The organism is Streptomyces sp. NH27 (genome assembly GCF_056859195.1).
Genome location: NZ_JACEGK010000264.1, coordinates 1 through 10,610 on the forward strand (window position 1 = coordinate 1; position 10,610 = coordinate 10,610).

Genomic DNA, 10,610 nt, shown 5'->3' on the forward strand with positions numbered 1-10,610 from the left:
GACCGGGCGGTCGCCGAGGTCGAGGGCGAGCCGGTCGACGACCGGGTGGGTCGGGCGGCGCAGTGCGGCGGCCGCGTCGGCCGCCTCCGCGGGGTCGGTGCCGTGCGCGACCGCGTCCGCACGCAGGGCGTCGCCGTCGCGGCGCAGGTAGCCGTCGAGCGCGTGATGCCCGTACACCTCGGCGTCGGGGAAGGCCGCGGTGCCGAAGACATGGTCGAAGTGCCCGTGGGTGAGCACGACATGGGTGACGGGGCGGCCGGTCAGCGCCTCGGCCTGGGCGCGCAGTTCCGCCCCCTCGCGCAGCGTGGACCCGGTGTCGACCATCAGCACCCCGTCCGCGCCGACCACCAACCCGATGGTCACGTTGAGGTGCGGCAGCCGCCGCCTGGCGACTCCCGGGGCGAGGTGCTCCCACACCGACCCGCCGGCGTCCGGTGCCGTGCCGGCTGCGGCACTGTCCTCATCGCTCACCACTCGACGCTATCGCCATGCCGGCCGCGCCGCGCGCCGCACCCCCGGAGCCGCCCCGGCCGCGCGCGTGGCACCGGCGTGGCAGCGTACGTACCGCGCGTATCGCCCGTACCGCCCGCCGCGCGAGACCGGATCGCTGCCGCTCTTGCCGAGCCCTTGCTGCCGCGCCGTACACTGACTGCGGGAGCGCTGGCACTCGAAACGAAGGAGTGCCAGGCTGTAGGGCCGGGACGCCGGGTTGGAGGTGCGCGATGCTGAGCGAACGCAGGCTCGAAGTGCTGCGTGCCATCGTTCAGGACTACGTCGGCACCGAGGAACCGGTCGGGTCGAAGGCGCTCACCGAGCGCCACTCGCTGGGGGTGTCCCCGGCCACCGTGCGCAACGACATGGCGGTGCTGGAGGACGAGGGCTACATCGCGCAGCCCCACACCAGCGCCGGCCGTATCCCCACCGACAAGGGCTACCGGCTCTTCGTGGACAGGCTCGCCGGCGTCAAGCCGCTGTCGGGTGCCGAGCGCCGCGCCATCCAGAACTTCCTCGAAGGCGCCGTCGATCTCGACGACGTGGTGGCCCGCACCGTGCGGCTGCTCGCGCAGCTCACCCGGCAGGTCGCCGTCGTGCAGTACCCGTCGCTGACCCGCTCGTCGGTGCGCCATGTGGAGTTGCTCTCGCTCGCGCCGGCCCGGGTGATGCTGGTGCTGATCACCGACACCGGCCGGGTCGAGCAGCGGATCATCGACTGTCCGGGGCCGGTCGGCGAGACGGTCCTCGCGGACCTGCGCGCCCGGCTCAACAGCCGTGTCACCGGCCGCCGTTTCCCCGATGTGCCGCCGCTGGTGCAGGACCTGGCGGACAGCTTCGACCCCGACGACCGCCCGTCGGTCGCCGCGGTGCTCGTCACCCTCCTCGAAACCCTCGTCGAGGAGAAGGAGGAGCGGATCATGCTGGGCGGTGCGGCCAACCTGACCCGGTTCCACCACGACTTCCCGCTCACGATCCGGCCGGTGCTCGAAGCGCTCGAGGAGCAGATGGTTCTCCTCAAACTCCTCGGGGAGACCGCCGACGGCACCATGACGGTCCGGATCGGGCATGAGAATTTTCACGAGGGCCTCAATTCCACCTCCGTGGTGGCGGTCGGCTACGGTTCGGGCGACGAGGCAGTCGCCAAGCTAGGCGTGGTCGGACCGACCCGCATGGACTACCCCGGAACGATGGGAGCGGTACGCGCAGTGGCACGTTACGTCGGACAGATCCTGGCGGAGTCGTAGGTGGCCACGGACTATTACGCCGTACTCGGCGTACGCCGCGACGCGGGCCCGGACGAGATCAAGAAGGCTTTCCGCCGCCTCGCCCGCGAGCTGCACCCGGACGTCAATCCGGACCCGAAGACGCAGGAGCGGTTCAAGGAGATCAACGCGGCCTACGAGGTCCTCTCCGATCCGCAGAAGAAGCAGGTCTACGACCTCGGCGGCGACCCGCTGTCCGCCGCGGGCGGGGGCGGCGGCGCGGGCGGCTTCGGCGCGGGTTTCGGCAACTTCAGCGACATCATGGACGCCTTCTTCGGGCAGTCCTCGCAGCGCGGCCCGCGTTCGCGCACCCGGCGCGGCCAGGACGCGATGATCCGGCTGGAGATCGAGCTGGACGAAGCCGCGTTCGGCACCACCAAGGACATCCAGGTGGACACCGCGGTCACCTGCGGCACCTGCAACGGGGAGGGTGCCGCGCCCGGCACCTCCGCGCAGACCTGCGACATGTGCCGCGGCCGCGGCGAGGTCTCCCAGGTCACCCGCTCCTTCCTCGGCCAGGTCATGACCTCGCGGCCGTGCCCGCAGTGCCAGGGCTTCGGCACCGTGGTGCCCACCCCGTGCCCTGAGTGCGCGGGCGACGGCCGGGTGCGTTCCCGGCGGACCCTGACGGTGAAGATCCCGGCCGGCGTCGACAACGGCACCCGTATCCAGCTCGCCGGCGAGGGCGAGGTCGGCCCCGGCGGCGGCCCGGCCGGCGACCTGTACGTGGAGATCCGCGAGCTGCCGCACGCGGTCTTCCAGCGGCGTGGCGACGACCTGCACTGCACCGTCACCATCCCGATGACCGCGGCCGCGCTCGGCACGAAGTGCCCGCTGGAGACGCTGGACGGCCTGGAGGACGTCGACGTGCGGCCCGGCACCCAGTCCGGCCAGTCGATCCCGTTGCACCAGCGCGGCATCACCCACCTGCGCGGCGGCGGGCGCGGCGACCTCATCGTGCACGTCGAGGTGGTCACCCCGCACAAGCTCGACGCCGACCAGGAGGACCTGGTGCGGCGGCTGGCGAAGCTGCGCGGCGAGGAGCGGCCCACCGGGCAGTTCGCGCCCGGCCAGCAAGGGCTGTTCTCCCGGTTGAAGGACGCCTTCAACGGGCGGTAGGACGCCTGCACGGGCGGGTGCACGCGTTCGGCGGGCGGGCTGCCGTACCGGCCGCCCTGCTGCTGTCGTACGGCGGTGGCCCGCCGCCTGCCGCTGCCGTACGGGCGCTGCACGGGCGGCGTGTTGTACGGGCGGCGGGACGCCGTTCGCAGGCGGCCCGCCGCCGGCGGTCTCCCGCCCCGGCCACCCCTCGGCATCTGGCGCGGCACCCTACGTGACACGATGACCACATGCCCGCGTTGACCGATCTCTCCTCCTATTCGGCTTACCCGATCGTTCAGGCCCCGATGGCCGGTGGCGCGTCCAATCCGCGGCTGGCGGCCGCCGTGTCGGGCGCCGGCGGCCTCGGCTTCCTTGCCGCCGGGTACAAGACGTCCGACGCGATGTACCAGGAGATCCGGCAACTGCGGGACACCAGTTCGCAGCCGTTCGGGGTGAACCTGTTCATGCCGCAGCCCGGCACCGTCGATCCGTCCGCGGTCGAGGTCTACGCCGAGCAACTCGCCGGCGAGGCCGCCTGGTACGGCACAGCGCTCGGCGACCCGGAGGCGGGTTCCGACGACGCCTACGACGCCAAGGTGGCGATCCTGCTGGAGGACCCGGTGCCGATGGTGAGCTTCACCTTCGGCTGCCCCGACCGGGCCGTGCTGGAAGCGTTCGCGAAGGCCGGCACGTACACCGTCGTCACCGTCACCACGCCCGCGGAGGCGCTGGCCGCGCAGTGGGCCGGGGCGGCCGCGGTGTGCGTGCAGGGCGTCGAGGCCGGCGGCCACCAGGGCACCCACCGCGACGACCCCCAGCTCGACGGCACCGGCTTCGGGCTGCTGTCGCTGATCACGCAGGTCCGCGAGGCGGTGCAACTGCCGATGATCGCCGCCGGCGGGCTGATGCGCGGCGAGCAGATCGCCGCCGTGCTCGCCGCGGGCGCCGCCGCGGCCGCGCTCGGCACCGCGTTCCTGGTCTGCCCGGAGTCCGGCGCGTCCCCGCTGCACAAACGGGCGGTCACCGATCCGGTGTACGCCCATACCGAGTTGACCCGCGCCTTCACCGGCCGCCCGGCGCGCGGCCTGCTCAACCGTTTCGTCCGCGAGCACGGCCGCTACGCCCCGGCCGGCTACCCGCAATTGCACCACCTGACCCAGCCGGTTCGCCGGGCCGCGGCCGACCTCGGCGATCCGCAGGCGATGGCGCTGTGGGCCGGGCAGGGCCACCGGCTGGCCCGGGAGCTGTCGGCGGGCGCGCTGGTGGAGACCCTCGTCGCCGAACTGCACGCAGCTCAGGAGGCCCGCGCATGACCGCCCCGGTGTTCCTGGTCGGCCCCGACGCGCTCGACGGCGCCCCGGCGACGGTACGGCTCGACGGCGCCGAGGGGCGGCACGCGGTGTCCGTGCGGCGGCTCCAGGTCGGCGAGGAGATCGTGCTGACCGACGGCGCCGGGCGCGGGGCGAGCGGTGTGGTCGGCGCGGTCGCCGGCAAGGACGTCCTCGACGTCGAGGTACGCGAGTCGCGTGCCGAGCCGGCCCCGGCCGTGTCGATCACCGTCGTCCAGGCGCTGCCCAAGGGCGACCGCGGCGAACTCGCCGTGGAGACGATGACCGAGGCCGGGGTGGACGCGCTGGTGCCCTGGGCGGCGGCCCGCTGCGTGACGCAGTGGCGCGGCGAGCGCGGCGCGAAGTCCCTGGCGAAGTGGCGCTCCACCGCGCGGGAGGCCGCCAAGCAGGCCCGGCGGCTGCGGTTTCCTTCGGTGGCCGAGCAGGTGACGACCCGTCAACTCTGCGCGCTGCTCGCCGAGGCGGACTTCGCCGCGGTGCTGCACGAGGAGGGCTCGGCCGCGCTGGCCGGCGCCGAACTGCCCACCGCCGGTTCCGTGGTGCTGGTGGTCGGACCTGAAGGTGGCGTCTCCCCCGAGGAGTTGGCGCTCTTCGCGGAAGCGGGCGCGGCGGCGTACCGGCTGGGCCCGACGGTGCTGCGCACCTCGACGGCAGGGGTGGCGGCGGTGTCCTTGCTGATGGCCCTCACGGGCCGCTGGGCCTGACCCCCGGGGTGCCTGGTTGCTGCCGGTCACGGGACCACCTGCCGGTGGTGGGTTGCGCGCGCGGTTCCTCGCGCCGGCTGGGCGCGTCGGACTGCGTTGCCAGACCTGGGCGGTAGTTCCGTTGCAGGTGTGGATATCGACGCCCTCGGAGTGCTGCACTTGCCCGCCGGTGCCCGGCCACTGCGCGGTGGTGTGCGCGGGGACCTGGGCGAGCGAGGTGGGGAAGGTCACCGGCCGGTGGCCGGAGGAGTTGGTGTCGCCGTGCAGGGCCGGTTGGCGGGGGCCGCCGACGGGCGGGGTTCTGCGGGCGGTTGAACGCGCAACGCGCAACACACTGCGCAGAACACACAACACACAACACACAACGCGCAACGCAGAACGCGGGCCGGCACGGAGTACGTGCGGGCCCGCGTGGAGGGCGTGCGGGTCGGCGTCGTCCACACCGTGAGCCGGTGTGGTGTCGCCTGGCGACTACCCGCTGGGCAGGAGGGCGCCCAGCGGGGGCCGGGAGCAGGTCAGCCGCGCTGGACCGGGCCGATCAGGGTGCCCTTGGCGACCGTGAGCTTGCCGTCGGCGAAGGAGGCGCCGGGGATCTCGCCGCCGGGGGCCTGGAGCGTGAACGACACCTCGTTCGCGGCGACGCCGTGGGCGTTGTTGCGCACCTGGATGTCGAAGTGCACCGGGTGGCCCGGGCCGAAGGTCACGGCGGTCCGCTGGCTGCCGTAGCGCTTCGCGGTGAGCTTGACGCTCTTGTCGTGGTTGGTGAAGTGCACGTCGGTGGGCGAGCCGGCCAGCTTGCACGACTCGTAGCCGCGCGGCGCGGTCAGGGTGACGCGGTAGTGGCGGTGCCCGGCGGTGCTGTCCGTCTGGGTGATCTTCGCGAGGTGGTTGGCCGGACGGCAGGCGGAGGGGGCGGGGCTCGTGCCCTTGGTCGGCGAAGCCTGCGCGACTCCCGCACCGGCGGCGGCCGCCAGTGCGGCGACGGCGAGGGTGACGGCAATCTTCCGGTTGGTACGCATCAACTCGTGCTCCTCGACTTGCTCAGCGGCCCCGCGCTCTCCCCGGCGGAACCATGGTCAACTCGATTGTTGCCCGACAGGGGCGCGAAAATTGTCCCGGTAGCGCCACAGTCGCGTCACCGGTACGTGGGGGTTTGACCTCACCCGGCCAACGACTGCCAGAACGCGGCCTCGTACGCCTGCATCAGCCGCGCCGCCTCCATCGCCGCCGAGGGATCCTCTCCCGCGTCCAGGCCCGCCTGGAGCAGCCGGGTCGCCTGCTCCTCGAACCCGGGCGGCAGTGCCGAGAAGAACGCGAAGAACTCCACGTCATGGGCCGTCAGGTCGTAACGCGGCGGTACGGCGTCCGCCAGGCGTGCGCAGTAGCCGCCCCAGAAGCCGAAGTTGACCAGCAGGGCCAGCGCCAGTTCGCTGCGCGTCCCCGACGTGACCAGCCAGCCCAGGTAGTGCGGATACCCCTGCGCGGCGGGCGAGGGCCGCCAGCCGGCCGGCCGCGCGGGTGGGCCTGCCGGGGCGAGTGCCGACCCCAGCCGCGCCAGCAGCTCCAACGCCCGTGTCTCGCCCTGGGCCAGACCGAGGAACAGTTCGGCCGCGGCGTCGTCGCCGCCGAACCGCGACGCCGCCAGGGCGAAGCTGCGCCGGTCGCTGCGCACGATGAGCGACTCCTCCGCCACCAGGCGGACCAGCCGCTCCCGCGGTGCGGTGCGGGCCTCCACCTGGTCCACGAACGCGTTGCGCGCGGCGGCATCCGCCAGTTCGCGCTGCGTGCGGACACACAACTCTCGTGCCTCGCCGTACCGTTCGTCGAGCGGTTGCACGCAAACCTCCGGAAATCCCCGTGAAAGCCGGGTGGCCGCCTGAAATCTACCCGTATCGGCGCGCGTTGACCCGATACCACGCCCGCCCCGGGGTCGTGGTGTGACGGAATCGTCTCCTCCGCCCGACGGATTGTCACCGACCGGTCTCGATAGTCGTACCGGGCAGGCGCGTTCACGCAGACCGGTGTCGGATGGGCGGGAGGTTTTGAAGGGCGTCGAAGGAGGGGGAGGGATGACCCCATTCGTCAGGCTCGTGACCGGTGAGTGCGCGATGGGCGCGGTCGTGGCGGCCGAAGGCTACTTCGCCGTCTACCGCAGTATCCGGCGGATGCGGCATGCCGACACCGCGGAATATTCCGAGGCCGACAAGACAGCCACGCTCGCCGTGGTGCGCATCCTGCTGTACGTCATATTGGCGTTGCTCAACTGGCATTGGTACGAGGTGGACCAGAGCGACGCGGGGCCGCACTGGACGGACGGCGCGCTGCTGAGCCGCACCCGCAGTCTTGCCACCGACTTCGAGGCGCGCCCGGTGCGGGCGGACAAGCCGATCGTGACGACACCCGACGAGGGCGCGTTCGCCATCGCGGTGGAGGATGCGACCGACTCGGAGCAGTTCGAATTCCTGGAACTTGTCGCGGATCCCCACCGGCCGCCGCCGGGCGCGGTGGACAGCTACGTCATCACCGGCATGCAGTGGGAGAGCTACGGCAAACTCGTGACCACCGAACACCAGGCGTGCCTGGTCTTCGTGTCGGCCGTACCCGCGACAGGCGCCACCTCGCACGGGACGCGCGCCGCGAAGCAGGAGCCGATGTACACCGTCCGTACGAAGGTGACCTCCGGCCCCTGCCGCTAGCCCGTTCCCACCCGTGGGGGCCGTACTACCGCTTGGCGGGCGGGAGTTGGAAGGAGCGCAGGTAGGCCGCGGCGGGGGAGCCGATCCCCGTCACCTCGTCGTAGCCGGGGACCGCGGTCAGGGAGGAGTCATGGCCGAGGGACTCCAGCGTGGTGGAGGTGCCCGCCGAATCGTCCACGCTGTTGCGGTAGTCGACCCGTACGGCCGCCAACTGGCTGTTCGCGCCGAGCGGGTGGTCGGTGACGTCGTGGAAGTCGGCGGCGTGCTGCCGGTCGTACAGGCGGGGATTGGCGAAGCCGATCGGGAAGCCCTGCGCCTGCTGGGCGAGCGCCTGGATGCCGGCGATCACCGGCGCGGCCAGGCTGGTGCCGCCGATCCTGAACTCGCCGTACTTCACGGTGCCGTTCGGCCAGGTCTGGGTCTGGCCGACGAGGAACCCGGTGGTGGGATCGGCGACCGCGGCGATGTCGGGGACGGTCCGCATCGCGCGCCCGCCGCCCGGCTGTGCGAGGGCGGCCGGCACCACGCCGCGCTGGTACCAGGGCTGGACCGCCCGCGAACTCGCGCCGCCACCCGCGCCGTCGCCGAAGGTACCCGGCAGCGGCGACGCCCACGCGGTCCCGTTGGCGTCCAGCCGCGAGCTGTCGGTGCCCCAGCCGGTCTCCCAGCGGTAGCCGTCGTCCGCGCCCACCGCCAGCGACGTCCCGCCGACCGCGGTCACCCACGGCCGCGACGCGGGCGTCTCGCTCTGCTTGGTGCCGGTCGACGCCTTGTCGTCGCCGTCGTCGCCGCTGGAGAAGTAGAAGCCGATGCCCTCCAGCGCGCCGGTGGTGAACGCCTGGTCGTAGGCCGGGTCCATCGCCGGGTCCGCGGCGCCCTCCGGCTCGCCCCACGAGTCGCTGACGATGTCCGCGAGGTGGCGGTCCACGACGGTGTTCAGGGCCGCCAGCAGGTCGGGGTCGTCGCAGGATGCCGCGCCGACGTACTTGATATGGGCGTCCTGCGCCATCGCGTGCACGGCCTCCACGTCGAGCGACTGCTCGCCGTACCAGCCGGCCGCGCCGCACGCGGCGGTGTCGGTCCAGGCCGGGGCGTCCACGCTGGTCAACTGGTCTGCGCCGTACGGCGCGTCACCGTTGCGCTCGGCGTACGTTCCGGCGTCCGCGGCCAGCGTCGGGGAGTGGTAGGCGTCCACCACCGCCACGGTCACGCCGCGGCCCGACAGCCCCGAGCCGGTCACGCCGTACGCTCCCCGCAACTGCCGTCCGGTGTAGCCCCGTACGGCGTACGGCGGGACGGCGCCGTACGCCTGCGGCACACCGGCCGCCGGGTGGTCGCCCCAACTGGCCGAGAACGGTGGTGCGTTGACGAACGCCGAGCTGGGCGAGGGGAGTTGGTCGCCCGGCGCGGCGGCGGGTGCGGCCTTGGGCGTCGCCAGGTGCGGGGTGTCCTCCAGGCCGGTCACCGTCAGTACCGCGTCGGCCACGTCCGCCGGCACCGAGGCGGCCGTGACCGGCGCGGTGTAGACGTGGCCGCCCTTGCGGTACCGGTGCAGGGTCGTGCTGAACGCGGCGTTGACGGCCTTCGGGCTGCCCTGCACGGTGAACTGGTGCGCGTCCGCGGCCGTCACCCGGAAGCCGGCGCCGGTCAGCCAGTCGCGGACGGCCGCCTGCTGGCCGGGCGTGGCGCCGTACCGGGCCTGCACCTCCGCCGGGGTGAGGTACTGGCCGTACCGCGCCGAGGCCGGGTCGGAGACCGAACGGGCCGCCGCCTCCAGCCCGGCGTGGTCGCGGCCGGCGAGGTACACGTGCGCGGTGACGCTGGTGCCGGTCGGCGCCTGGCCCTGGTCGGCCTGCGCGGTCGCCCACGGGGGTGGCGTGCCGGGGAGCCCGATCCGCCCGGCGGGCACGGCGGACGGGCCGGCGGCGTGCGCGGCGGCGGGCGTGCCGGCCACCACCAGCCCGGTGGCCAGTAGAGACGCGGTACGGGCAAGGAGCGTGCGGCTGCGCCGGCGCATGGGCGGTCACCTCTCGGTGGTGGGTGGTGCGGGGCTTCCGGTGATGCATGTCCCTTTGCGGGGGAAGGGCAACGCGGATACCGGGAGATTGCCGCGGGCGGCGGCTGAAACTTCATCAGTTCGGGTGTTACAAGGGCACCCTGGCTCGCCCGGGTGCCCGCCCGTAGTGTTTGGGGCCGGAGACGGTCTGGACAAAAGGGGGACCCATTGGACCGGGATATTCGTACGGTCGACGACGTACTGAAGCTGCTCGACGGGTTGTTCGCGGGTGGGGGAGACCGGTGGAGCGCGGAGGGCGCCGCCTGGTGGGACGGGTTCTACGCCGACCGGGAGCGGCCGATCCCGTTCTTCGTCGAGAAGCCGGACGAGAACCTGGCGTCGTACGTGGACCGGGGCCTGGTCACGCCGGGCCGAGCCCTGGACCTGGGCTGCGGGCCGGGCCGGAACGCCCTGTATCTGGCCGCCGCCGGGTTCGACGTCGAAGCGGTGGACCTCTCGCCGGCCGCCGTCGACTGGGCCGAGGGCCGCGCGCGGCAGAGCGGCGCCGCCGTCCGCTTCCACCGGGGCGACGCGTTCGACCCGGCCGCGGTCCCGCTGAGCGGCCGCTACGACCTGATCTGCGACTCCGGCTGCTTCCACCACCTCCCGCCGCACCGCCGGATCAGCTACCTCGCCCTCCTCGACCGGCACCTCGCGCCGGGCGGCCACCTCGCCCTCGCCTGCTTCGCCGCGGGTGAGATGGGGTCCGAACTGCCCGACGACGCCTTCTACCGCGACGCCGCGCTCCACGGCGGGATCGCGTACCGCCCCGAGGACCTGCGGCGGATCTTCTCCGACCTCACCGAGGTCGAGCTGCGCCCGATGCGGGACGAGCCGCCGACCTCCCCGTACTTCGGCGAGCCCTTCCTCCACACGGCGCTCTTCCGCCGCCCCTGACCCCCGGGTGCCCCGTTTGCGGTCCGGCGCGACCTTGCGGTGGGTGGGTG

At 73.2% G+C, this 10,610-nt stretch carries 10 protein-coding genes; 6 read left to right on the forward strand and 4 right to left on the reverse strand.

The window, feature by feature from the left end; all coding sequences use genetic code 11:
- A partial coding sequence (locus AC13HU_RS21365) for an MBL fold metallo-hydrolase (RefSeq protein WP_483043521.1) occupies window positions 1-471 on the reverse strand: 471 nt, incomplete at its 3' end.
- Between the two features lie 251 nt (window positions 472-722).
- Here AC13HU_RS21365 and hrcA point away from each other — a divergent pair.
- The 4 genes from hrcA to AC13HU_RS21385 all read left to right on the forward strand — a co-directional run bounded on the left by hrcA (window position 723) and on the right by AC13HU_RS21385 (window position 4,911).
- The gene (gene hrcA / locus AC13HU_RS21370) at window positions 723-1,739 is read left to right on the forward strand and encodes a heat-inducible transcriptional repressor HrcA (protein ID WP_483043522.1); all 1,017 of its coding nucleotides are present in this window, start codon (window positions 723-725) and stop codon (window positions 1,737-1,739) included.
- Window positions 1,740-2,876 carry a molecular chaperone DnaJ gene (gene dnaJ / locus AC13HU_RS21375; protein ID WP_483043523.1) on the forward strand — a complete coding sequence of 379 codons (1,137 nt, stop codon included), beginning with the start codon at window positions 1,740-1,742 and terminating at the stop codon, window positions 2,874-2,876.
- Window positions 2,877-3,106: 230 nt separating this feature from the next.
- Window positions 3,107-4,171 (forward strand): nitronate monooxygenase, encoded by a 1,065-nt coding sequence (locus AC13HU_RS21380; protein ID WP_483043524.1) that lies wholly within the window; start codon window positions 3,107-3,109, stop codon window positions 4,169-4,171.
- Window positions 4,168-4,911: a 16S rRNA (uracil(1498)-N(3))-methyltransferase gene (locus AC13HU_RS21385; protein WP_483043525.1), complete on the forward strand. Its 744-nt coding sequence runs from the start codon at window positions 4,168-4,170 to the stop codon at window positions 4,909-4,911. The genes AC13HU_RS21380 and AC13HU_RS21385 overlap by 4 nt, the downstream gene beginning before the upstream one ends.
- Window positions 4,912-5,426: 515 nt before the next feature.
- Here AC13HU_RS21385 and AC13HU_RS21390 read toward each other — a convergent pair.
- Both AC13HU_RS21390 and AC13HU_RS21395 read right to left on the reverse strand, forming a co-directional pair.
- Window positions 5,427-5,930, reverse strand: coding sequence for a DUF4232 domain-containing protein (locus AC13HU_RS21390; RefSeq protein WP_483043526.1), 504 nt, complete (start codon window positions 5,928-5,930; stop codon window positions 5,427-5,429).
- 140 nt (window positions 5,931-6,070) lie between these two features.
- Window positions 6,071-6,748: a thiaminase II/PqqC family protein gene (locus AC13HU_RS21395; RefSeq protein ID WP_483043527.1), complete on the reverse strand. Its 678-nt coding sequence runs from the start codon at window positions 6,746-6,748 to the stop codon at window positions 6,071-6,073.
- A gap of 232 nt (window positions 6,749-6,980) precedes the next feature.
- On the opposite strand from AC13HU_RS21395, the gene AC13HU_RS21400 reads away from it, so the two are divergent.
- Window positions 6,981-7,607: a hypothetical protein gene (locus AC13HU_RS21400; protein ID WP_483043528.1), complete on the forward strand. Its 627-nt coding sequence runs from the start codon at window positions 6,981-6,983 to the stop codon at window positions 7,605-7,607.
- A 25-nt stretch (window positions 7,608-7,632) separates the two neighbouring features.
- On the opposite strand, the gene AC13HU_RS21405 is transcribed toward AC13HU_RS21400, so the two are convergent.
- Window positions 7,633-9,624, reverse strand: coding sequence for a S53 family peptidase (locus tag AC13HU_RS21405; protein WP_483043529.1), 1,992 nt, complete (start codon window positions 9,622-9,624; stop codon window positions 7,633-7,635).
- Window positions 9,625-9,831: 207 nt separating this feature from the next.
- Here AC13HU_RS21405 and AC13HU_RS21410 point away from each other — a divergent pair, with 207 nt between their 5' ends.
- Window positions 9,832-10,560 (forward strand): class I SAM-dependent methyltransferase, encoded by a 729-nt coding sequence (locus AC13HU_RS21410; RefSeq protein WP_483043530.1) that lies wholly within the window; start codon window positions 9,832-9,834, stop codon window positions 10,558-10,560.
- Window positions 10,561-10,610 lie beyond the last annotated feature (50 nt).